At 64.5% G+C, this 22,852-nt stretch carries 21 protein-coding genes; 8 read left to right on the top strand and 13 right to left on the bottom strand.

The window, feature by feature from the left end; translation table 11 throughout:
• Nucleotides 1-4: 4 nt before the first annotated feature.
• Nucleotides 5-2,467: a helicase-associated domain-containing protein gene (locus tag J2S96_RS04185; RefSeq protein ID WP_306860208.1), complete on the top strand. Its 2,463-nt coding sequence runs from the start codon at nucleotides 5-7 to the stop codon at nucleotides 2,465-2,467.
• Between the two features lie 10 nt (nucleotides 2,468-2,477).
• The gene (locus J2S96_RS04180) at nucleotides 2,478-4,121 is read left to right on the top strand and encodes a DNA repair helicase XPB (RefSeq protein ID WP_306860206.1); all 1,644 of its coding nucleotides are present in this window, start codon (nucleotides 2,478-2,480) and stop codon (nucleotides 4,119-4,121) included.
• A 35-nt stretch (nucleotides 4,122-4,156) separates the two neighbouring features.
• Here J2S96_RS04180 and J2S96_RS04175 read toward each other — a convergent pair whose 3' ends face one another.
• Nucleotides 4,157-4,384 carry a hypothetical protein gene (locus J2S96_RS04175; RefSeq protein WP_306860204.1) on the bottom strand — a complete coding sequence of 76 codons (228 nt, stop codon included), beginning with the start codon at nucleotides 4,382-4,384 and terminating at the stop codon, nucleotides 4,157-4,159.
• 71 nt (nucleotides 4,385-4,455) lie between these two features.
• A complete protein-coding gene (locus J2S96_RS04170; RefSeq protein ID WP_306860202.1) occupies nucleotides 4,456-5,364 on the bottom strand; it encodes a LysR family transcriptional regulator ArgP in 909 nt (302 codons plus the stop codon).
• Between the two features lie 69 nt (nucleotides 5,365-5,433).
• Between J2S96_RS04170 and J2S96_RS04165 the strand changes: the two genes are divergently transcribed.
• From J2S96_RS04165 to J2S96_RS04150, 4 genes are all read left to right on the top strand, one after another.
• Complete coding sequence (locus J2S96_RS04165) at nucleotides 5,434-6,063, top strand: LysE/ArgO family amino acid transporter (protein ID WP_306860200.1); 630 nt, start codon at nucleotides 5,434-5,436, stop codon at nucleotides 6,061-6,063.
• Between the two features lie 84 nt (nucleotides 6,064-6,147).
• Nucleotides 6,148-6,858, top strand: coding sequence for a response regulator transcription factor (locus J2S96_RS04160; protein ID WP_059388206.1), 711 nt, complete (start codon nucleotides 6,148-6,150; stop codon nucleotides 6,856-6,858).
• Between the two features lie 2 nt (nucleotides 6,859-6,860).
• Nucleotides 6,861-8,342 carry a sensor histidine kinase gene (locus J2S96_RS04155; protein WP_306860195.1) on the top strand — a complete coding sequence of 494 codons (1,482 nt, stop codon included), beginning with the start codon at nucleotides 6,861-6,863 and terminating at the stop codon, nucleotides 8,340-8,342.
• 151 nt (nucleotides 8,343-8,493) lie between these two features.
• Nucleotides 8,494-8,784 carry a WXG100 family type VII secretion target gene (locus tag J2S96_RS04150; protein WP_306860193.1) on the top strand — a complete coding sequence of 97 codons (291 nt, stop codon included), beginning with the start codon at nucleotides 8,494-8,496 and terminating at the stop codon, nucleotides 8,782-8,784.
• A gap of 102 nt (nucleotides 8,785-8,886) precedes the next feature.
• Here J2S96_RS04150 and J2S96_RS04145 read toward each other — a convergent pair whose 3' ends face one another.
• The 6 genes from J2S96_RS04145 to J2S96_RS04120 all read right to left on the bottom strand — a co-directional run bounded on the left by J2S96_RS04145 (nucleotide 8,887) and on the right by J2S96_RS04120 (nucleotide 14,865).
• Entirely contained in the window at nucleotides 8,887-9,969 is a 1,083-nt protein-coding gene (locus J2S96_RS04145; RefSeq protein WP_306860191.1) for a ribonuclease HI family protein, read from the bottom strand.
• A 316-nt stretch (nucleotides 9,970-10,285) separates the two neighbouring features.
• Complete coding sequence (gene groL / locus J2S96_RS04140) at nucleotides 10,286-11,914, bottom strand: chaperonin GroEL (RefSeq protein ID WP_306860189.1); 1,629 nt, start codon at nucleotides 11,912-11,914, stop codon at nucleotides 10,286-10,288.
• 255 nt (nucleotides 11,915-12,169) lie between these two features.
• The gene (locus tag J2S96_RS04135; RefSeq protein WP_306860187.1) at nucleotides 12,170-13,420 is read right to left on the bottom strand and encodes an ABC transporter substrate-binding protein; all 1,251 of its coding nucleotides are present in this window, start codon (nucleotides 13,418-13,420) and stop codon (nucleotides 12,170-12,172) included.
• A 95-nt stretch (nucleotides 13,421-13,515) separates the two neighbouring features.
• Nucleotides 13,516-13,719: a cold-shock protein gene (locus J2S96_RS04130; protein ID WP_306860185.1), complete on the bottom strand. Its 204-nt coding sequence runs from the start codon at nucleotides 13,717-13,719 to the stop codon at nucleotides 13,516-13,518.
• Nucleotides 13,720-13,858: 139 nt separating this feature from the next.
• Nucleotides 13,859-14,479, bottom strand: coding sequence for a LytR C-terminal domain-containing protein (locus J2S96_RS04125; RefSeq protein ID WP_306860183.1), 621 nt, complete (start codon nucleotides 14,477-14,479; stop codon nucleotides 13,859-13,861).
• Between the two features lie 50 nt (nucleotides 14,480-14,529).
• A complete protein-coding gene (locus J2S96_RS04120; RefSeq protein ID WP_059388211.1) occupies nucleotides 14,530-14,865 on the bottom strand; it encodes a DUF3263 domain-containing protein in 336 nt (111 codons plus the stop codon).
• 135 nt (nucleotides 14,866-15,000) lie between these two features.
• Here J2S96_RS04120 and J2S96_RS04115 point away from each other — a divergent pair, with 135 nt between their 5' ends.
• The gene (locus tag J2S96_RS04115) at nucleotides 15,001-15,768 is read left to right on the top strand and encodes a uracil-DNA glycosylase (RefSeq protein ID WP_306860179.1); all 768 of its coding nucleotides are present in this window, start codon (nucleotides 15,001-15,003) and stop codon (nucleotides 15,766-15,768) included.
• Between the two features lie 15 nt (nucleotides 15,769-15,783).
• The gene (locus J2S96_RS04110) at nucleotides 15,784-16,623 is read left to right on the top strand and encodes a siderophore-interacting protein (RefSeq protein ID WP_306860177.1); all 840 of its coding nucleotides are present in this window, start codon (nucleotides 15,784-15,786) and stop codon (nucleotides 16,621-16,623) included.
• 41 nt (nucleotides 16,624-16,664) lie between these two features.
• On the opposite strand, the gene J2S96_RS04105 is transcribed toward J2S96_RS04110, so the two are convergent.
• The 5 genes from J2S96_RS04105 to gcvH all read right to left on the bottom strand — a co-directional run bounded on the left by J2S96_RS04105 (nucleotide 16,665) and on the right by gcvH (nucleotide 22,749).
• Complete coding sequence (locus J2S96_RS04105) at nucleotides 16,665-18,143, bottom strand: threonine/serine ThrE exporter family protein (RefSeq protein WP_306860174.1); 1,479 nt, start codon at nucleotides 18,141-18,143, stop codon at nucleotides 16,665-16,667.
• 15 nt (nucleotides 18,144-18,158) lie between these two features.
• The gene (locus J2S96_RS04100) at nucleotides 18,159-19,232 is read right to left on the bottom strand and encodes a lipid II:glycine glycyltransferase FemX (protein ID WP_306860171.1); all 1,074 of its coding nucleotides are present in this window, start codon (nucleotides 19,230-19,232) and stop codon (nucleotides 18,159-18,161) included.
• Between the two features lie 130 nt (nucleotides 19,233-19,362).
• Complete coding sequence (locus tag J2S96_RS04095) at nucleotides 19,363-20,793, bottom strand: L-serine ammonia-lyase (RefSeq protein WP_306860169.1); 1,431 nt, start codon at nucleotides 20,791-20,793, stop codon at nucleotides 19,363-19,365.
• 238 nt (nucleotides 20,794-21,031) lie between these two features.
• The gene (gene glyA / locus J2S96_RS04090) at nucleotides 21,032-22,369 is read right to left on the bottom strand and encodes a serine hydroxymethyltransferase (protein WP_306860167.1); all 1,338 of its coding nucleotides are present in this window, start codon (nucleotides 22,367-22,369) and stop codon (nucleotides 21,032-21,034) included.
• Nucleotides 22,366-22,749: a glycine cleavage system protein GcvH gene (gcvH, locus tag J2S96_RS04085; protein WP_059388212.1), complete on the bottom strand. Its 384-nt coding sequence runs from the start codon at nucleotides 22,747-22,749 to the stop codon at nucleotides 22,366-22,368. The genes glyA and gcvH overlap by 4 nt, the downstream gene beginning before the upstream one ends.
• Nucleotides 22,750-22,852 lie beyond the last annotated feature (103 nt).

The following is a 22,852-nucleotide window of genomic DNA, read 5'->3' as shown; positions in this document are numbered from 1 at the left end:
ACTGATGTCCCTCATTCGCGCGCTCAGCAAGGAACTGGAAGCGCGCAGCGATGATTCGCTGCGGGCCCTGTTCGCCGCGCGGCCGGACCTCATCTCCCCCGTGGTCCCCGATTTCGCTGCACTCGCGGCGCGGGCAAGTGCCCGGGTCAGCGTACAGCGCGCCCTTGAAAGGCTCAATAAACCGGAAATGCAGGTGCTGGAGACACTCCACCTGTGCACCAACACGGACACCGGCCACAGCGTCTCCGCGGCGGGTCTGAAGAAGTGCATCAACGGCGCCACCCTTGCCGCGCTTGAGCCCATCCTGAACCGGCTCCAAGAACTCGCCCTCATCCACCGGGCCGATCCGCCGGGCACGGTGCACAATCCAGGCCGGCAGCGTTTCTACTTGCCGGTGGGCAGCCTCAAGGACGTCATCGGCATCTACCCGGCCGGACTGGGCCGCAGCTACACCGAGTTGGTGCGGCTGCAGCCGGCGTTCGCCCAGCGGGTGGTGAACCTTGTTGCCGAACTCCACCAAAGCGGCGCCAACATCCTGGCCGCCACGACGCCCATGGACGCGGCGCTGGCGCTGCAGCGTTGGACCTCGACTCCGGAGAGCCTTCAGCACATCCTCTCCGAGGCACCCGCACGGACGCGTCCCCTTTTGAACAAGTTCGGAAGCTGGGCCATGGGCGCCGTTCCGCAGGCCCAGCGCAAGGCCTCCGTGCTGCACGAAGGCCGCGACGTCGGGCCCGTGGACTGGCTCCTGGCCCGCGGTTTGCTTGTCCCCTTGGACGCCGGCCACGTCGAACTACCGCACAGCGTCGGCCTGTCCCTGCGCGGGGGCGCGATCGTGGACCACTTCACCTTGAAGCCCCCGGTGCCGGAACTAGGCCACACGAGTGCCGCCTTGCGCCGCAATGCCGCCATGGGTGCCATTGCCGAAGTTCTCCGGCTGGTGGGTGAGCTCCTGCACGCGGTCCGCGAGCAGCCGCTGGCCACCCTGCGCAGCGGAGGAGTGGGCGTGCGTGAGCTCAAACGCCTGGCCGACAGCCTCCGCTTGGGGTTGTCGGAGACCGCATTGATACTCGAAATCAGTGCCTTGTCCGGGTTATTGCGCCTCGATGTCGACAGTTCCACCTGGGTTCAGCCACCATCGTTGGAATGGCTCACCCTCCCGCGCCAGGAGCAGTGGCTCTGGCTGGTCAACGCTTGGCTCGCGAGCGAGCGCGCTCCCTCTCTCGTGGGCCAAACCCTCCCCGGGCCTGCCACGGCGGCACCGCGATCCGGCTCTGCGGCAAGTTCCATCAATGCCCTGTCCGCCGAGGCCCAACGCCCCGACGCCCCGCTGGTCCGCAAGCGGATCCTGGAGATCCTCGAAGAACTCACCGTTGAGGCAGAAGCACCGGACGGCAAGGCACCCGTCCTCAACGCCGAAACCGTCATGGAGCGCGCCGAATGGTCCCAGCCCCGGATGTCGCGGCGGTTCAGTTCCCTCGTCCGCGGCATCCTGCACGAAGCGGAACTCCTGGGGCTCATGGGCTCCGGCGCCCTGACCCAGCTTGGTTCGGCGATCGCCACCGAACAGCCCGATCTGGCCCTGAGCATCCTCGGCGAGCACCTGCCTGCAGCCGTTAACCATGTCCTGCTCCAAGCAGACCTGACCGCCGTCGCTCCCGGATACCTCGCACCTGAACTGAGCGAAAAACTGCTCCTGCTTGCCGACGCCGAAGGGCAGGGGCCAGCCACGATCTTCCGCTTCTCCGGAGATTCGATCCGGCGCGCGTTGGACGCCGGCCAGGACGCGGAAAGCATCCTCGCGTTCCTGCGGGCCCATTCGGCTACGGACGTTCCCCAGCCACTTCGGTACCTCATCAAGGACATCGCCTCGAGGCACGGGCGGCTGCGCGTCGCGAGCAGCCCCAGTTTCATCCAAAGCGACGACGAGTCCGCCATCTCCGAACTGGTCCGGGATCCGGGGGCCGCAAGCCTGGGACTTGTCCGGATCGCCCCCACAGTACTGACCTCCGCGGCAAGTCCCCGGGAGACCGCAAGGGTGCTGCGCGAGCTGGGACTCTCGCCGGCCGTACAGGAGGCGGAGACCGCCGTCGTGCGCTATAAGAGGACGACGGCGATGGCCGCTGGCGTCCGCCCCGTGTACACGGCGCCCCGGACCGCGCCTCCGGACGAGGACGTCGACGCGCAGCTTGCGCTGCTGAGGCACCATCGCACTGTCCACGGCGAAGTGACCGGCGAGGCGGCAACCCAACTGGGACTCGAAACGCTGCAGAGAGCCATCCGGCTGAAGCAGGCGGTCACCATGAACGTGGTTGACGGCTTGGGGAATTCCAACACCGAAACCGTTGTTCCAGTATCGGTTTCCGGTGGCCGGGTCAGGGTATTCGACGCTGCCAGGGACACCGAAAGAGTCTTGTCCATCCATCGCATCATCGATGTTGAACCTGCGGGCGATCCGAGCAAGTGAGGAAGCAATAGTGAGCGACGGTCCGCTGATCGTACAGAGCGACAAAACCATCCTGCTGGAAGTGGACCACGAGCTCGCCACCGAGGCACGGCATGCGATCGCGGCGTTCGCCGAGCTCGAGCGCGCCCCTGAACACGTCCACAGCTACCGGCTCACCCCTTTGGGCCTGTGGAATGCGCGCGCCGCGGGGCTGGACGCCGAAAGAGTCCTCGACACGCTCCTGCGCTACTCCCGTTTCCCGGTCCCGCACTCCTTGTTGATCGACATCGAAGAGACGATGTCCCGCTACGGCCGCTTGCGCCTGGAAAAGGACCCGCAGCACGGCTTGGTCATGCGCACCAACGACTACCCCGTACTCGAAGAGGTCATCCGGGCCAAGAAAATCGCACCGTTGCTGGGTCCGAGGATCGACGGCGAAACCGTGGTGGTGCATTCCTCGCAGCGGGGACAGCTTAAGCAGCTGTTGCTCAAGCTCGGCTGGCCGGCCGAGGATCTCGCCGGCTATGTGGACGGCACTCCGCACCTGATTGCCCTGAACGAGGACGGTTGGCACCTGCGTCCATACCAGAAGCTCGCCACGGAGAACTTCTGGGCGGGCGGCAGCGGCGTCGTCGTCCTGCCCTGTGGTGCGGGCAAGACCTTGGTGGGAGCAGCAGCCATGGCTACGAGCTCCACCACCACCCTGATCCTGGTCACCAACACGGTCGCTGCCCGGCAATGGAAGGACGAACTCCTCAAGCGGACCTCTTTGACGGAGGATGAGATCGGCGAGTATTCGGGCGCGGTCAAGGAAGTCCGGCCCGTCACGATCGCCACCTACCAGGTCCTGACCACCAAACGCGGAGGACTCTACCCGCACCTGGAACTCGTGGACGGCCACGACTGGGGACTCATCATCTACGACGAAGTCCATCTGCTGCCGGCTCCGATCTTCCGGATGACCGCTGACCTCCAGGCGCGTCGGCGTCTGGGGCTGACCGCGACGCTTGTGCGCGAGGACGGCCGCGAGGGTGAGGTCTTCAGCCTGATCGGCCCCAAGCGCTACGACGCACCCTGGAAGGACATCGAGGCCCAGGGCTACATTGCCCCGGCAGACTGCGTGGAGGTCCGGGTGGACCTGCCCCGGGACGAACGCGTGGCTTACGCGATGGCGGAGGATGCCGACAAATACCGATTGTGCGCGACATCGGAGACCAAGACCCATTTGGTGGAGCAGCTCGTAGCGTTGCACCAAGGCGAGCAGCTGCTGGTGATCGGCCAGTACATCGATCAGTTGGACGAGATCGGTGAGCGCCTGGACGCTCCCGTGATCAAGGGCGATACCACTGTGAAAGTGCGGCAGAAGCTGTTTGATGCCTTCCGGGCCGGGGAGATCAAGACCCTCGTGGTGTCCAAAGTGGCCAACTTCTCGATCGACCTGCCCGAGGCATCCGTGGCGATCCAGGTTTCCGGGTCTTTCGGTTCCCGCCAGGAAGAGGCTCAACGCTTGGGACGATTGCTTCGTCCCAAGCAGGATGGCCGAGCGGCACGCTTCTACTCGCTGGTGGCCCGGGACACCCTGGACCAGGACTTTGCCGCCAAACGGCAGCGCTTCCTCGCCGAGCAGGGCTACGCCTACCGGATCATGGACGCCAAGGACGTGCCCGCCGGGTAGGGGCTGTCCGGCTTAAGGGCTGTCCACGTTAAGGGCTAGGCCACCAGCTGCCGTGCGCGCTCCTGTTGCCGGGCCGGTTGCAGCGCGACGATGTCGACGACGGCCCAGGAGTCCTCGTCTTTGAGCTGCGCAGCGGCGAATCGTTCAGCGGCGGAACGGTCGCTGAACTCCTCGTGCCCGATGCGTCCGGAGAGCGTGTCCAGGTAGCTGACATGGAATTCGACGTTTTGAATTTCAACGCGTGATTCTTGTTTGTTTTCCATGGCTCCAGTGTGGGACGGCCCTCCGACAATTTAGGACTGTGCCCCCGGCGTGTTGGCTTTTGGGCAGTTTGTCAGGCCTTCCGCAGGACTTCCGCTGCGGTGCTGCGGACCGCCTCGGTCACCGCGTCCAATATCCGCGATGGTGTCCGCCACCTTTGCCAGTACAAAGGCACGTCCAACGGACGCTCGTGCGCGAGTTCCACCAAGTATCCACGGGCTATGTCCCGGCCACATTGCGATTCAGGCAGCAGCCCCCACCCAAGTCCCAGGCGCACAGCCTCGGCAAACTCCTGGCTGGACGGAACATAGTGGCGCGGCCCTGCAGGATCCGTCCCCCGTGCCGCGCCGCCCAGGAGCTCCAGGAAACGGTGCTGGTATTCATCCTTGCGGTCGAAGTCCACGGCCGGAGCTGCGCGCAACGAGGCAACGTCCACGCCGTCGGGAAGCCACCTGGCCCTGAATCCCGGGGTGGTGACGGCGCGGTATCTCATGCTCCCCAGCGGCTCCACCCGGCAGCCTTGCACCGGCTCGGGAGTGGCGGTCACGGCGGCCATCACCGTTCCGGCACGGAGCATGGACGTCGAATACTGTTCGTCGTCCCGGTGGAGATCGAAGACAGCGTTAAGCTCCGCAGGCACCCTGGTGAGGGCCTTGAGGAACCAGACGGACAAGGAATCCGCGTTGACCACGATCGGAACCGAGACCATGGGCGATTCGCCCGGAAGGCCCAGTTCGAGTTCGGCGTCTGCCTCCAACTGGGCGAGCTGCCGGGCCAGCCTGAGCACCACTTGTCCAGACTCCGTGGCCTGCGCGGGATTGCTCCGCTGCAGCAACACCCTGCCGGCCGCTTGCTCAAGCGCCTTGAGGCGTTGTGAGACGGCCGACGGCGTGATGTTCAGTGATCGGGCGGCGGCGTCGAGCGTACCTTCCGTGAGCACCGCGGCGAAGGTGTGCAACTGTTCGGAAGAGAATCTAGCCATAAGAGGATCTTACGATGCCTAAGTTTATTTAGCTGGACTAATGTCGAAGGTGAAACTTAGCCTCGAAGCATGAACTTCCCCAACGTCTTCCACGCTGCCGGCTTGGGCCTCGGCACAGGCCTGGCCCTCATTGTTGCCATCGGCGCCCAAAATGCCTACGTCCTCCGGCAAGGAATCCGGGGCGAACACATCGGGGCGATCGTTGCCGTGTGCGCCATCTCGGATGCCGTGCTCATCGCGGCCGGGGTACTTGGCACAGGGGCCCTGCTCACTGCGGCGCCTGCCGCCGTCGTCGTTCTCCGCTATGTCGGCGCGGCATTCCTGGTCACGTACGGCGCGATGGCTGCGCGGCGAATCCTCAAGCCGCAAGCGCTCGAATCCGCCGAGCTGTCGGGTTCCGATCGAAGCGGGCTCGCGGCCGCGCTGGCCACCGTCATGGCCCTGACGTGGCTCAACCCCCATGTCTACCTGGACACCGTGCTGCTCCTGGGATCAGTGGCAAACGCGCAGGGTCCCGGGCTGCAGTGGTGGTTCGCGGCCGGAGCCATGCTGGGCAGTATTTTGTGGTTTTGTTCACTCGGGTTCGGCGCGAAACTGCTGCGCGGTTTCTTTGCACGCCCGGCATCCTGGCGGATCCTCGACGGCGGGATTGCGCTCACTATGACTGGGCTCGGAGTCGGACTGGCTCTCGGCAGCTAGCCCGGTGCCACAACCATGGCACACCAACAATTCTCACACCAAGCATCCAGTCAACTCCCAGAAACTGGGAGCATCATGAATGGTATGAAAAAGAACGGCCCCGAAGCCAAGCTGCTCGTCGTCGACGACGAACCCAACATCCGTGAGCTGCTCTCCACCTCGCTGCGTTTTGCTGGCTTTGAGGTCGTTGCGGCGTCGAACGGCCGCGAAGCGCTCGCTGCCGCCGATCTTCACGCCCCGGACCTCGCGGTCCTGGACGTCATGCTCCCCGACATGGACGGGTTCACCGTCACCCGCCGCCTTCGGGCCGCCGGAAAGCACTTCCCTGTCCTGTTCCTGACTGCCAAGGACGACACGGAAGACAAGGTCACGGGCCTGACCGTCGGTGGCGACGATTACGTCACCAAGCCCTTCAGCCTGGATGAAGTGGTGGCCCGGATACGCGCCGTGCTGCGCCGCACGCAGCCAATGGAAGACGACGACGCCGTGATCCGCGTGGACGACCTGGAACTCGACGACGACGCGCATGAGGTCCGCCGCGGCGGCACCATCATCGAGCTCTCACCCACCGAGTTCAAGCTGCTGCGCTACCTCATGCTGAACCCGAACCGGGTGCTTTCCAAGGCGCAGATCCTGGACCACGTTTGGGAGTACGACTTCAACGGCGATGCCTCAATCGTGGAGTCGTATATCTCCTATCTCCGGCGCAAGGTCGATATTGATCCGGACGCCACTGCCTTGATCCAGACCAAGCGTGGCGTCGGTTACGTACTGCGGACGGCCGAGAAGCGCTGACCTTGTTTAACCGTTGGAAGTCGGCCTCCCTCAGGTCGCAGCTGGTTGCCATCATCATGGGGCTGCTGCTGCTGGCCTTGGCCGCCACAGGCGCCGGGACGCTGACGCTAGTCAAGAGCTATCTCCAAGGGCAAGTCGATGACAAGCTCAAGGCTGCTGTCCAGATCGCCCAGCAGCAGCAATCGTTTGCCAACCTGTCCGAGGCGAGCCCCGCCGTGCCCACGGACTATTCCCTGACGCTCTACATCCAGGGCCAGCCGCCCTATCCGTTCGGCGGCAGCAAGACTGATCGGCCGAACATCGCCAGCATCAGTCCCGCTGAAGCCAAGGAGCGCAACTACGCACCCTTCCAGGTGGGTGGAACCGCGGGCGGGAATTGGCGCGTGGTTGCGGTCAACGTCGTTGACAACCGGACAGGGCAAAACGCGGTGGTCATCGTCGGGCTGCCCTTGTCCCCCGTGGACAAAGTCATGGAACACGCAACCCTCGTGGTGGTCGGCGTCGGACTCCTGACCCTGGTGCTCGCGTTCTTCATTGCCACCTGGACTGTTGCGCGTTCCTTCCGCCCCCTCTCGCGCGTTGAAAAGACCGCGGCCGCCATCGCCGCCGGTGATCTGTCACGCCGCGTGGAGATCGAGAATCCGGTCACTGAAGTCGGCCGCCTGGGCGCCTCCCTCAACGCCATGCTCGCGCACATCGAATCGTCCTTCGCGGCGCGTGCGGCCTCCGAGGCAAGGATGCGGCGGTTCGCAGCCGATGCCTCACACGAGTTGCGTACCCCCTTGGTCACCATCCGTGGTTTCTCCGAGCTTTACCGCCACGGAGCCCTTGCCACACCGGAAGACGTGGGCACCGCCATGGGCAGGATCGAGAGCGAAGCCAAGCGCATGGGATCCATGGTGGAAGACCTGCTCTTGCTTGCCCGCCTGGATGAACAAAGGCCGCTGCAGCTCAAACCGGTCGATTTGCAGCTCCTGGCGAACGACGCCGTGGTGGACTCCCTCGCGACTTCGGGCGAGCGGAAGATTTCGCTGACAGGGCTCGACGGCGGCCCCGCCGTTAGTGCCCCGGTCCAGGGTGACGAGGCCAAGCTTCGTCAGGTCCTGGGAAACCTGGTGGGCAACGCCCTGCGCTACACGCCCGAAGGAACGCCGATTGAGCTCGCCGTCGGGGTCCGGAACACTCCGGACGGCCCATTCTCCGTCCTTGAGGTGCGGGACCACGGCAGTGGTATTCCGGCCGAGGAATTGCCCCGGATTTTCGAGCGGTTCTACAGGGCTGACACTTCACGCACGCGTGAGACCGGCGGAAGCGGGCTCGGCCTCGCAATTGTCGCGGCAATTGTCGGGTCGCACGGCGGTACCGTCAGGGTTGACGAGACCGACGGCGGCGGGGCCACCCTGGTTGTCAGCCTGCCCTTCCAGGACGACATGTCCGAGGTGCCTGAAGATGCGGGTATCGCCGAGGCAGAGATCTCCGACTAGCGCTTGCGCGGGTTGGCTCAGCGGGCTGCCCACAGTTGTCCACATAGGGAGATTCGGCCCTGTCGGGTCCAGGTGAGGGCTTCTAGGCTCAGGGTGTAGATCACAAGCCAGCCGCAGCCGCGGACCCGTTTTAGTTGAAAGGCCACGCCCTATGAGCGTTATCTCCGTCGATACCGAACAGCTCCAGCTCAAGTCCGCCAACGTCAAAGCCACCGTGGATCGGATCAGCGCCGACGTCCAAGCCATGAAACGCGGGCTGGACGAGCTCCAAGGCACGTGGAAGGGATCAGCGGCCAACAATTTCCAAGCCCTCATCTCTGAGTGGACGTTGACCCAGAACAAAGTGGAGGCCTCGCTGGCATCCATCAACCTGGCACTGGCCTCCGCCGCGGCAAGTTACCTCCAGACCGAGCAAGGCAACACCCAGCGGTTCAGCTACTAGGAGGCGCCAAGGGATCCCGGCGGACCGGCTTGTCCGCGTTCCCGCCGGGATCCAGTTGTTTCCAGGGTCCAGTGTTTCCAGGTCCAGGACCCGCTGCAGCCGTTACTTCTCCGGCGTCGACTGGTGGAAGCGCAACCGCCAACGGCCGTCGTCCAGCAACCAGATGGAACTCCGCAATGCCGAGCCGGTGCGCCCAAGACTTCTGTAGCTGAGCAGCATGGTGTTGGTGGAGAGCCGCTCTGCGGAAATGACCTCTATCTCAGCGGACTCGCCGGGATTGCCCTCCAACGCCATCATGAGTTCATCGCGGGACCAAACACGTCCGGAGCTGCCAATCTCGGTAAAGTCCGGGTGGAGCAGGATCCCCGTACGCCCAAGGTCTCCCCTGACGTCCGGTCTCAGGAGTTCCTTCTCAAGAAGAATTACCGTTTCCTCGTCTGAGCGCACACCAACCTGGCCAAGCACCGCTTCTTCGTCCCCACCGGCGAACAAAGTGGGCTCGACGAAGGTCTCCTGCTCCATGAACCCCGCCGGCGCGTTAGTCAAGGATGACCCGCTCAAGAGGTCCTGACCGCCGAACAGCGTGAGGTCTTCATCCTGGGCATCGGCATCGTGGTCGTCGTCGTCGTGCTCGCCGTCGAAAAGCGAGGGCGCCTCCTCAGGCGCGGTCGCGTTGGGGGCTGGGATCGTGCGGGACAAGGACCGTGCAGCTTCATCGGCTCCCGGGTAACCCGGTCCGCCAGCTGCGGCTATGCCTTGCTGGTATGCCAGGGCGACCGCGCGGGCGCGAACATCGGCGGCCTCGTTGAGGTCGTGGCCGGCGTGGCCTTTGACCCACTCGAAGGTGTACTTGCGGCCGACAATGGCCTGATCGATGTCCTTAAGGAGGTCGACGTTCAACACGGGCTTTCCATCTGCTTTGCGCCAGCCCTTGCGCTTCCATCCCGGCATCCACTTGGTGATGCAATTGATGACGTACTGGCTGTCGCAGAGGATTTTCAGCTCTTCATCGGGAACATGTGCGGTGGACCGGAACAGGTCCAGCACCGCCATGAGCTCACCCTGGTTGTTGGTTCCGTGCGGCCACCCCCCGGCCCTCCAGCAAGAGTCGTTCACGTACCAGGCCCAACCGGCAGGCCCGGGATTGCCGAGGGCAGAACCATCGGCGGCAGCAATAATCGTCATGGTTTCCATCCTGCCAGACCACCCCGACACTCCCCGCCGTTCCCAGACCGACGCTCGCTCACATCTAGGGCCAAAATCGCAAACCCTCCTGCACCAATGGTGAGCGAGCGACGGCCCAACACCCGACGTACGTGACCGAGCGTCGGGAAGAAACCCGCGACAAGTGACCGGGCGTCGGGAAGAAACCCGCGACAAGTGACCGGGCGTCGGGAAGAAACCCGCGACAAGTGACCGGGCGTCGTTAAACGGCGACGACGGCCCCCGCCCAAGGCGGGAACCGTCGTCGTGCGTGTGGCTGGTGAGCCGGCGCGGAGGCTTAGAAGCCGCCCATGCCGCCCATCTCGTCGCCGCCGCCCATGGCCGGAGCGTTCTTCTCCGGCTTGTCGGCAACAACGGCCTCGGTGGTCAGGAACAGGCCAGCGATGGAGGCAGCGTTCTGGAGAGCCGAGCGGGTGACCTTTACGGGGTCGTTGACGCCGGCAGCCAGCAGGTCCTCGTAAACGCCGCTTGCAGCGTTCAGGCCGTGGCCCGACGGCAGGCCGCGGACCTTGTCGATGACAACGCCCGGCTCGAGGCCAGCGTTGTGAGCGATCTGCTTGAGCGGAGCGTCGATGGCGACGCGGACAATGTTGGCGCCCGTTGCTTCGTCGCCTTCGAGCTGCAGGTTGGCGAATGCCTTGGCACCGGCCTGGATGAGGGCAACGCCACCACCGGCGACGATGCCTTCCTCAACGGCAGCCTTCGCGTTGCGGACGGCGTCCTCAATGCGGTGCTTGCGCTCCTTGAGCTCAACTTCGGTTGCGGCACCGGCCTTGATGACTGCAACGCCGCCGGCCAGCTTGGCCAGGCGCTCCTGCAGCTTCTCGCGGTCGTAGTCGGAATCGGAGTTCTCGATCTCGGCACGGATCTGCGCCACGCGTCCGGCGATGGCGTCGGCGTCGCCGGCACCTTCGACGATGGTGGTCTCGTCCTTGGTGACAACAACCTTGCGGGCGTTGCCAAGCAGTTCGAGGGTTGCGTTCTCGAGGCTGAGGCCCACCTCCGAGGAGATGACCTGGCCACCGGTGAGGATGGCGATGTCGGCGAGCTGTGCCTTGCGGCGGTCACCGAAGCCCGGAGCCTTGACGGCGACGGACTTGAAGGTGCCACGGATCTTGTTGACGATCAGGGTGGCCAGGGCCTCGCCCTCGATGTCTTCAGCGATGATCAGCAGCGGCTTGTTCGACTGCATGACCTTCTCCAGGACCGCAACGAGTTCCTTCACGTTGGAGATCTTGGAGTTCACGATCAGGATGTACGGGTCCTCGAGGACCGTTTCCTGGCGCTCTGCGTCGGTGACGAAGTACGCGGAGATGTAACCCTTGTCGAAGCGCATGCCCTCGGTGAGCTCAAGCTCCAGGCCGAAGGTGTTGGACTCCTCGACGGTGATGACGCCTTCCTTGCCGACCTTGTCCAGGGCTTCAGCAATGAGGCTACCGATTTCGGTGTCGCCGGCGGAGATGGAAGCGGTGGCTGCGATCTCTTCCTTGGTCTCGATCTCCTTGGCGGAGGCGAGCAGCTCGGTGATGACGGCTTCAACAGCCCTCTCGATGCCGCGCTTGAGGGACAGCGGGTCGGCGCCGGCAGCTACGTTGCGCAGGCCTTCCTTGACGAGGGCCTGGGCCAGGACGGTGGCAGTGGTGGTGCCGTCGCCTGCGACGTCGTCCGTCTTCTTGGCAACTTCCTTGACCAGCTCGGCGCCGATCTTCTCGTAAGGGTCGTCCAGCTCGATCTCCTTGGCGATGGAAACACCATCGTTGGTGATCGTGGGGGCGCCCCACTTCTTTTCGAGGACGACGTTACGTCCACGCGGGCCGAGGGTGACCTTGACGGCGTCGGCGAGGGTGTTCAGACCCCGCTCGAGACCGCGGCGTGCCTCTTCATCAAATGCAATGATCTTGGCCATAACGGCGGTAGTCCTTTCGGGACAGTCGTTAAGAAGGTGCCTTCACTGTGGTGCCCGCGACGGACGATCCTTCACATTCGGCCTCTGTACGCCGCGTGCTCCGGATCTCACCCCAGCAAGGTTTCTTTGTTCCCCCAGGCACCACCACTATTTCCATACGGCCGGAGCCGCGCGAAGAATTAGCAGTCAGCGCTTGAGAGTGCTAATCAATAATTAGCACTCGCCCGAGGAGAGTGCAAGCAGCAGGCGCAAGAATCACGGAGTCCGGGACGCGGTCTCCTTGCCGCTCAGCCTCGCGGTGTTGTCGGCTCCGTAGGTGAAGACCATGTAATTGGACGATGTAACGTCACCGTTGGCGTCGAATCCGATGGTTCCGGACTCGCCGTCGTAATCCGGAAGCTTGGCCCCCTTCAGCACCTCGGCGCAATCTTTATAGGACGTACAAGACGTACGATCTTTCGTTGCCGCATCGCCTGACGTCGGACGCGTCCCTCCGGACACAGTGGTGAGCCACGCCGCGATCGAGCCACCGGCGTCGTCGCCCGCCGCTGCGGCCGCAAGCGCGGCGAGCGTGACGGCGTCATACGTCTCGGCGGCGTATGTCGTGTCCTTGAGTTTAGGGTCGATGCCCGTCAGATCCGCTTGGAACTCCGCACTCGGGAAGACGCCGGGAAGGATTCCCCGCGCACCGTCCAGGCCACCGGCTCCGAGCGCGGTTCCGTATTGGCGGATGGCACCGTCGCTCAAGATCAGGCTCTTGCCGCTCAGCCCCACGTTCAGCAACTCCGCCAAAGCGCCTTGGGCACCGTCACGGGCAACCACGACGACGGCGTCCGGCGTGCCGGACTTGATGCTCGCCGCTGCGGGAGCTGCCTTTCCGGCCGCGAATTCCGTGTTGGACACGGCGTCCATTCCCAGGCTGCGGGCAGCGTCCATGACTGCTCCGGAGACGCGCGTCCCGTAGTCCCCGGCTTCATGCAGGACGGAAATCCTCTTGGCGCCGGCGTCGTGGGCAAGCTTCGCCAAGACGCTGCCCTGTGCGACTTCAGCGGCCGAGGTGCGGAAGTAGAAGCCGCCGTTCTTGTAGCTGCTGAGTCCAGATGCCGTGTTGGCCGGCGAGATGAGCGGAATCCGGGCGGGAGCCAGCACATCGATGGCGGCGGGCGCATGGCTGGAATCCGTCGGCCCCACAACGACGTCGGCGTGGGCCGCCAACAAAGCCTTCGCTTGCGTCGCTGCATCGGCGGTGAAGGCCGGCGCGCTGCTGCCTTGGGTGGCCGCCGATGCCGGGAGCAACTCGACGGGCTGGCCCTTGTATCCACCTGCGTCATTGATTTGTTTGACAGCCAACTTGGCGGCCGTCAACTCGGACTCGTTGAGGAAGGCGGAAGTGCCTGTACTGTCCAGAATCACGCCGATGCGCAGGACACCGTCGCCGCTCGGGGTAACCGAAGCAAGCCTGGCGTTGCCGACGGAGGCGGAACATCCGGCTAGCGCAAGGGCCAAAGACGCAAAACCTGCAAGAAGAGGCACTCCCAACGAAGATGTTCGGGACCGGCGTCTTTCAAGAGGCCAGGACAGCCGTGTTTCCGCAACACCCACTAGATAAGCCGCACGCTTTCCGCCTGCGGGCCCTTCTGGCCCTCGCCCAATTCGAAGTCGACCCGTTGCCCTTCTTCGAGCGCACGGAAACCATCCATCTGGATTGCAGACCAGTGCACAAAAATGTCGTCGCCGGACCCATCCACAGTGATGAACCCGTAGCCCTTTTCGGCATTGAACCATTTGACGGTTCCCAAAGCCATGATCCCCACACTTTCAACTAGCAGTGGCCGGCTTCCGGGATCTCCGGGCCAGCCCACAACTACTGTAACCACAGTCACGTTCCCGTAGCGCAACCCCGGGCGTGGGTGGCCGCAATGTTATTGAGGCGTAACCGAGCCGCTACCTGTAACCGGGGCCGAGAACGACAACCACGGGCTGCTGGAATTCGGCACTGTCCACAAGGTTGGAAATGCCCAGCAACTTGCCGAGTGCTTCCGCATTGCCCTTCTGTGCCGCGCCTTTGTAGAAGACTGACGACGTCTGCTGGGGCATGCCGCCCCAGTTTGCGACCGTGGACAACGGCCATCCCCCGCCTTGCACCATGCCGGCCACACGGGCAGCCAGGCCACCGGTGGTGGTGCCGTTGTAGACCGCCACTACCGCGGTCTTGTCCAATGGCGCCGTGCTGGTGCTCTCTGTGGTGGGCGTCGGGGTGCTGGAGGGAGTGTCGCTTGGGCTCGGCTGCACGGATGCCTGCGCCGGGCTGCTTGCCGAAGGGGACGCCGCCGCACTTGGCGTCGGGGAGCCCACGGTGGCGACGGCTTGCGGCGTGATTGCAGCAGGGGAGCCAAGCTTTGGAAGGACGAGGAACGCTACAAGGCCGACAGCCAGCGCGATACCGCCCATGAGCAGCACCGGCCACAGCGTGGGCCTGGGAGCGGACGCTACGAGCCTGTGGACACCTTGCCGCGTTGAACTCAGCGGGACACGGTCGAATTCATCCCGGGCAAATTTGGTCATGGTGAAGCCTTGTCCTTGCTGCTTGCTTGCTGGGGGGATCAGCGGATGCTTTATGCGTCGGAACCGAGACGGCGCGCTGTGCGGGCCCTCTGACGCGACATACGTAGTCTACGCAATCTCTTGACCAGCATAGGATCGTGGGCCAGTGCTTCCTCGGTGTCGATGAGAGCATTGAGGAGCTGGTAGTAGTGGGTTGCGGAAAGATCGAAGAGTTCCCGGACCGCCTGTTCCTTGGCCCCGGCGTACTTCCACCATTGCCGTTCCAAGGCAAGCATCTGTTGTTCACGCTCGCCCAGCGGCGAATCGCTGCGGAGTCCGGCGGAGAGGTCTTCGAGCACCAATCCAGTTGCTTCGGACGCCATGGGTTCCCGTGCGGGCTCTGCCACGACACACTCCTTCGACGCATTGACTGAAAAATGTCCCCCGCCCATGGTAACGGGCGAATAACACCGATGTCATTTGCCCCGCCGCGGTGCGGGCACCCGTTTCCCCGAGAGCCGCTGGACAGGGACAATGGCTGGGTGGCAGGCGAAGAAGCGTTATTTGAGCTTGAATCCGAGGATCACTCCGCCGGGTTCGCGGCACTCCCGGCGATGGCTTTGGACGATCTGATGGCGCCGGACTGGGCCGACGCGCTTTCCGGCGTCGAGGATGAATTGCGCTCGGTGCTGGCCTTCGTGGCGGGCGAGGCAAGCCGCGGAATCCAGGTGCTGCCTGCGGCTTCCAACATCCTTCGCGCCTTCCGGCAGCCGCTGGCCGACGTCAAGGTGCTGATCCTGGGCCAGGACCCCTACCCGACGCCGGGACACGCCGTCGGGCTCTCTTTCGCGGTTTCCGGGCCAACCCGGCCCATCCCCCGCAGCCTCTCGAACATTTACCGGGAGATGGAGTCCGACCTGGGGCTGCCACCGCGGGTGCACGGCGACCTTTCGGCCTGGACGGACCAAGGAGTGCTCCTCCTGAACAGGGTGCTCAGCGTCGCGGCCGGTGCGGCCGGCTCGCACCGGGGCAAAGGCTGGGAGGCCATCACGACGGCGGCGGTTACCGCCGTCGCGCGTCGCCGCAATGCCCGCGGCCAACAGAGTCCCCTGGTCGCGATCCTGTGGGGCAAGGACGCAGAAGCCGTACAGCCGCTGCTAGAAGGCGCCCCTGTGATCTCCTCCGCGCACCCCAGTCCGTTATCGGCCTCGCGGGGATTCTTCGGCTCGCGCCCTTTCAGCCGGGCCAACGCGCTGCTCCGTATGCAGGGCGCAGATCCTGTCATCTGGGAGCTTCCGGCACTGCCCTAGCTTAGGCTTGCCTACATGACATCTTTGCCCGCAACGTCGTCTGCATCCCGCAATACCCGCCCCCAAGTGAACCTGACTGTGCTGCGCACGGAACAGCTTTCGCCCCACATGGTGCGCATCATCGCGGGCGGACCCGGCTTTGCCGGCTACGCGAACAACGACTTCGTGGACCGGTATGTGAAGATCGTGTTCCCACAGCCGGGCGTCGACTATGAGTTGCCGCTGGATCTTTGGTCCATCCGCGAGACCATGCCGCGCGAACAGTGGCCTTACACGCGGACTTACACCGTCCGCTGGGTGGACGAAGCTGCGCAGGAACTGGCAATCGACTTTGTGGTCCATGGCGACGAGGGCCTTGCGGGTCCTTGGGCGTTGCGGGCCCAACCCGGGGACCCGCTTGTTTTCACCGGCCCGGGCGGCGCCTACAACCCGGCGCCCGACGCCGACTGGTACCTTTTCGCGGGCGACGACGCCGCGCTCCCGGCAATTGCCGCCTCGATCGAATCCCTGCCCGCCCACGCCAAGGGGCTGGCTTTCCTCGAAGTCGATAGCGACGCCGACATCCTCGATATCGCGGCGCCGGACGGACTGGAGTTGCGTTGGCTTCTGCGCTCCGGCGTGCCGGCAGGGTCAAGCTCGATCCTGCTTGATGCCTTGGGCGAAGCAGAATGGCTGCCGGGCCGCGTCGATGTTTTTGCGCATGGTGAACGCGGCTACATGAAGGGCCTGCGCGATATCTTCTTCAAACAGCGCGGGCTGGAGCGTTCCCAGGTGTCGCTCTCCGGATACTGGGCCCAAGGGCGTGTTGAGGATGACTTCCAAGCGGAGAAGAAACTGCCCATCGGACAGATCTAGGCCGGACAGATCTAGGCCGGACAGATTTAGGCCGGACAGATCTAGCGCCGGCGCACGCGGCGTCGCTCGTTGCTGGCCAACCCCTTGGTCAGCGGCCGGGCGAGGTTGTCACCCAGTACGATTCCCGCCGCCACACCGAGCACGATCGCCCCGGCATTGAGCATGCCGCCCGAGCCCAGGAGGACATCCGCTTCCTGCACGGTCAACACATACATGGAACGGAATATCTTCAAGCCGGGAAGCAGGATGAGGGCCGCCGGGACGGCCACCACCAACTGTGGGGCCCCGAGCCTGAGTGCCACCATCCGGGCGAGCAGGCCGATGACGACGGCGGAAATCGCCGGAGAGAGCCGGTCCCCGAAACCAACGTTGGAAGCCCCCCACAAGACGAAGTAACCCACCAGGCCCACTGCCGCCGTCGGGAGCAGAAGTTTGAGGAGGGTTTGCTCGGTGATGCCGATGGCAATCACCCCGATGGCGATCAGGATCGCCTGGCCCCACAATGGATACGCTTCGGGGAATGTTTGGGTGACGTCAATCGCGACGCTGCCGATGAGGTCACCCACAACCACCGCGACTGCGATGCCCGCAACGATCGCGCCGAAGGTCAGGATGGTGGACAGGAAGCGTCCGGCCGCGGTCACGGGGAACCCGTTGATGGCATCCTGCACCGAAGACACGAGTCGACCGGTTGGCAACAGCAGGAGGATTCCGCCCGCCACGACGATGGACGGCGGGATATCGGCCCCAGCCCAGTGGAGCGTGAGGGCGATGAACGTGACCAGGAAGGAACAGGCCGCTGTCACGAAGAAGTCAGGCGTGCGCCACTTGCCCAATTGACGGGCCACGAGGTTGACAAGCATGTTGGAGACGAAAGCGAGGGCGGACGCTCCGACCCCGCCGCCCAGGACTCCGACAAAAACAGCGGAGAACACGCCATACGCCATCGTGACCATCCACCGTGGGAAGGGCTTGCTCCTCCGGATGATGTCATCCAGCCGGCGCACGGCCTCGGCCCTGCCGACCCCTCCAGCCACGATGTCCGTGACGAGCTGGTGCACTTGGGCCAAGCCTGCGTAGTTGTTGGTCCACGAACGGACTACCCGGAGCAGCGTCAGCGGGGTCTGGTCCTTGGGCGCGTAGTTTATCTGGACTGACTGGTTGGTGATGTCCACTTCGATGTTCTTCAGCCCGAGTGCGGCCGTGACAGCGATGATGCTGGTCTCGACCTCCAAGGCGCCGGCACCGTAGCGAAACATCGATTCGGCCATGTGCAACGCGAAGTCGATGGTCTTGCGGGCCGAAGCATCAACGCCGCCCACGTGGATGATGGGGTTGGCGTAGGGACTGCCCGCCAAGCGATCGACGATGCTCAACGGGGCGGTGGGAGGATTCTCGCCCTGGACGAGCCTGCGAAGCATGCGCTTGGCGTTGACATTCTGGCGCACCTGGGATGGCTTCAGCGGCTGCGTCTTGGGCAAGCCGTCGGTGTTGGGCCTGTTGTCGGGGCGGTCAGTCACAGTAGAGCGGCGATCCTAGTAGAACTGCTGGCCGGTTCGGCGGGTGTAGACCTGCCGCGCGATGCGTTCCCCGGCAGCTGTCCAGAGCTTGTACTTCAGCGGGCTGATGACTTGGTCGTAGCAGCCGACAAAGTCGGTGACGGTCTTGCTGAAGCTGGTCTTGAACAAGCCAAGTCCGTGGAAGGGGTGCGAGGTGTCTTTGAGCCGGTCTGCGGGCGGAGTGCCGCAGAAATCGTACTCGGTGCAACCCAGCTCCTTGACCTGGTTGATGGCCGTCCACTGCACCAAGTGCGAATCGCCGTACTGCGCGCGCTTCTGGAGCGATCCGCCGTCCTTGTACGTGCCCTTCCGGCCGTAGTTGATGACGAAAGCTCCAACGGAAGGGACACCGTTTTCAAAGACAAACAACAGCCTGCCCTGGCCCCGCTCGATGAAGTTGGTCCAAAACTGGCGATAGTACGCGAATTCACGGACGCGCACCTGGGACTTCGCCTCGACGGTGTTGGTCATCAGCGCATACATGGAACGGAAGTTCTCCTCCGTCGGTTCCATGGTCTGGACTTCGACGCCTTCGCGGATGGCCCGGCGAACGGCGTTGCGCCCGCGGGAATGAAGGTTGCGCAACAGCTGGTTCTCCTCGGGAGAGATGTCCAGCAAGGCAGTGGAGTCGTTCGGCTGCAGGTTGGGGGTCTTGACCAGGCCGGTGGCCTCAATCGCGTCCCGGGCTTCGTCGCTGAGCACGATGTCCGGCTCGATCTTCACTGCGAAGACCCCGAGTTTGTCCCGCTTGACGAATTCCCGGTTCGCGTTGACGATCCCCGGAATGTCCTCGACGCCGGCAACGTCGGGGCCCTTGATGAGGTACCAGAGCTTGCCGAGCAGTGGAAACGACTTCTCCAGGACCAGGTTGTAGCTGCTGTACTCCTCGGTCTCGTAGACGAGGTGCAAGGGCTTCCAGCCGAAGTGCTGCTTCACGTCCGCAAAAGCTTCGGATTGGAGAAGGTTGCCGCCGTTGGGATTGGCAGTGACGTGTTTGTCCCAGTGTTCGATTTCCTCGGCGGTGGCAAAGCGTGCGGTAAATTCTCGCAAGGGGGCCGTGTCCAATCAGTTGCGTGCTTGGGGCAGCCGGCGCCGGTGTGCGGCGCAGGCGTTCATCCCCAAGTCTATCGGCCCCCGGGCCACCGCCGGACCTGTTCACGCCGAAGACTCCGGACGGGCGTCAGCACTCCACGACGTTGACGGCGAGGCCGCCCATGGCCGTTTCCTTGTATTTGGAGGACATGTCCTTGCCGGTTTCGCGCATGGTCACGATGACCTCGTCCAAGGAGACCCGGTGGGTGCCGTCGCCCCAAAGCGCCATCTTCGCGGCATTGATGGCCTTGGCCGCGGCGATCGCGTTGCGCTCGATGCAGGGGATCTGCACGAGGCCGCCGATGGGGTCGCAGGTCAGGCCCAGGTTGTGTTCCATCGCAATCTCGGCCGCGTTCTCCACCTGTCCCGGCGAGCCGCCCATGACTTCGGCCAAGCCCGCGGCGGCCATCGAGGAGGCGGATCCGACCTCGCCTTGGCAGCCCACTTCGGCGCCGGAGATCGAGGCCTGTTCCTTGTAGAGCACCCCGATCGCGCCCGCGGCGAGCAGGAACTTCACCACGACGTCGTCGCGGTCCTGCTGCGTGGCTTTGTCCATACCGGGGGCGAAATGCAGGGCGTAGTACAGCACGGCGGGGATGATCCCGGCGGCACCGTTCGTGGGCGCGGTGACCACGCGGCCGCCCGAGGCGTTTTCCTCGTTCACCGCCAGGGCGATGAGGTTCACCCATTCCTGCCAATACTTCGGGTCCCGGTAATCGGGGTCCTGGTCTTTGGCTTCCTTCAGGAGCCGCTCGTGCCAGTCGGGGGCCCGACGGCGGACCTTCAGTCCGCCAGGCAGCACGCCTTCGCGCTTGAGGGACTTTTCTACACAGGCCTCCATGACGGCGTAGATGTGCAGCAGCCCTTCGCGGATTTCCTCCTCGGTCCGGGAGGCGCGCTCGTTGATGAACATGATGTCCGAAATGCCCAGCCCCTTGGACGCGCAACGGCCCATGAGTTCCGCGGCGGTGCGGAAGGGCAGCGGGAGTTCCTTCTTGGACTCCTCCAGTTCCTTCTGGGCCGCGTCCTCTTCGCCCTCGCGGACGATGAATCCGCCGCCCACTGAGAAGAACGTGGCCTCGTGCAGAACCTCGCCGTCGGCGTCTGAAACGGAGAACTTCATCCCGTTGGTGTGCCTTGGCAAGACAGTGAGCGGGTGCAGGATCATGTCCGATTCGCCGTACGCCAGGGATGCCCCGGTCTCGGGATCGACCGCGCCGCCCAGGTTCAAGGTCCCGGATTCGGCGATCGACGCGAGCCGTTCCTCCACCTCCTCGGGCAGGATGAGCTCCGGGTGGTAGCCCTCCAAGCCCAGCAACACCGCCGTCATGGTCCCGTGCCCCCGTCCAGTTGCTGCCAAGGACCCGTAAAGGTCCACACGCAGGGACGCGACCCGCTCCAGGGCACCGGACTCCCGCAACTCGCCCGCGAACACCGCAGCAGCCCGCATCGGCCCCACGGTATGCGAGCTCGACGGACCAATCCCAATAGAGAAAAGATCGAAAACGCCAACAGCCATGTCGGTTCCTTAGTACGTAAGTGGATGGTCGGGTTGGGGGGTGGGTGAGTGAGTCCCGCGAAAGGTGAGCAGCACGCCCCTTCGGGACCGACATCCGGCAGCGGGCGTCTAAGGGAGCGTCACGTCCGCCCAGCGGGCGTCTTCGCGACCGAGCCCGCAGAGGATGCCGGGTCCGACGGGCCGAGGCGACCAAAAGCCCGTCGGACCCGGCCCGACGGGCCAAGGTGCGGAGCGGAAATTACCCCAGGTTCGCCACGCCCGGGTACAGCGGGTGCGCGGCGGCGAGTGCCTCCACGCGGTGACGCAGTCCGGAGAGGTCGGCGCCGGCGTCGGCGATCAGTGCCTCGGCGATGATGTCCGCAACCTCACGGAACGCAGCCTCACTGAAACCGCGGGTGGCCAGCGCCGGGGTTCCGATCCGCAGACCGGAGGTCACCATGGGCGGGCGCGGGTCGAACGGAACCGCGTTGCGGTTGACGGTGATGTCGATCGCAGCGAGGCGGTCCTCGGCCTGCTGGCCGTCGAGTTCGCAATTGCGCAGGTCCACGAGCACCAGGTGCACGTCCGTGCCGCCGGAAATCACCGAGATCCCCTTGGCAGTGACATCCTCCTGGACCAGGCGTTCGGCCAGGATCCGGGCGCCGGCCAGGACACGCTCCTGGCGCTCCTTGAACTCTTCCGAACCCGCGATCTTGAAGGCCACGGCCTTGCCTGCGATCACGTGCTCCAACGGGCCGCCCTGCTGCCCCGGGAAAACCGCGGAGTTGATCTTCTTGGCGATGTCGGCGTCGTTGGAGAGGATGATGCCGCCGCGGGGACCGGCAAGCGTCTTGTGCGTCGTCGACGTCGTCACGTGGGCGTGCGGGACCGGGGACGGGTGCAGCCCAGCGGCCACGAGCCCGGCGAAGTGCGCCATGTCCACCATGAGGTATGCGCCCACCAAGTCCGCGATCCGGCGGAACTCGGCAAAGTCCAGCTGGCGCGCATATGCGGACCAGCCGGCCACGATCAGTGCCGGCTTGTGCTCCAGCGCCAGTCGCTCAACCTCGGCCATGTCGATCCGGTGGTCCTCTTCGCGGACCTGGTACGGAATGACGTTGTACAGGCGGCCGGAGAAGTTGATCCGCATGCCGTGGGTCAAGTGGCCGCCGTGGGCCAGGTTCAGGCCCATGATGGTGTCGCCCGGCTTGATCAGCGCGTGCATCACCGAAGCGTTGGCCTGGGCGCCGGAGTGCGACTGGACGTTCGCGTACTCGGCACCAAACAGAGTCTTGACCCGGTCGATTGCGAGTTGCTCGATCACGTCCACGTGCTCGCAACCACCGTAGTAGCGCTTGCCCGGGTAGCCCTCGGCGTACTTGTTGGTCAGCACCGAGCCCTGCGCCTGCATGACAGCCACGGCGGTGTGGTTCTCAGAGGCGATCATTTCCAGGCCCGAACGCTGGCGGTTCAGCTCGTCGTCGATCTTCGCCGCGATTTCCGGATCCAGTTCGGACAGCACCGCGTCCAGCGACGGCGAAACGACCTGCTCGAACGCTGCGGTTCCGGTGCCTGCGGTCCCGGTTGCCGCGCTCACAGCTCGCCACCGTTCTTGGAAGCGTATTCCTCCGCGGAAAGCAGCGGACCGTCGGACTCGGCGGCCACCTTGAAGAGCCAGCCCGCACCGTACGGATCGTTGTTGATCAGCGCAGGATCGTCGACGACGGCGGAGTTCACTTCCGTGACCTCGCCGGTCACCGGGGAGTACAGGTCCGAAACGGACTTGGTGGACTCAACCTCGCCGCAGGTCTCCCCCGCGGTCACAGCAGCACCGACCTCGGGCAGGTCAACGTAGACGATGTCGCCGAGGGCATCGGTGGCCACGGCGGAGATGCCGACAGAAACAAGGTTGCCGGCCTCCCGGGCAACCCACTCGTGCTCGTCGGAGTACTGCAGTTCAGGTGCAACTTTTGCCATGTTTTTTCCTTTGCGTTGGTCTAAATCTAATTGTGGTCGGTTGGGTGGCGGGTGGCAGAATTCCTCGGCGTGCTCGCTCGTTCCTCGCTTAGACGCACGCTGC

Origin of the sequence: Arthrobacter bambusae (assembly GCF_030812595.1) — a bacterium.
Classification (GTDB): domain Bacteria; phylum Actinomycetota; class Actinomycetes; order Actinomycetales; family Micrococcaceae; genus Arthrobacter; species Arthrobacter bambusae_B.
Note: the sequence above shows the minus strand (reverse complement) of the source record. Positions and strands in the feature narration are given on the sequence as shown.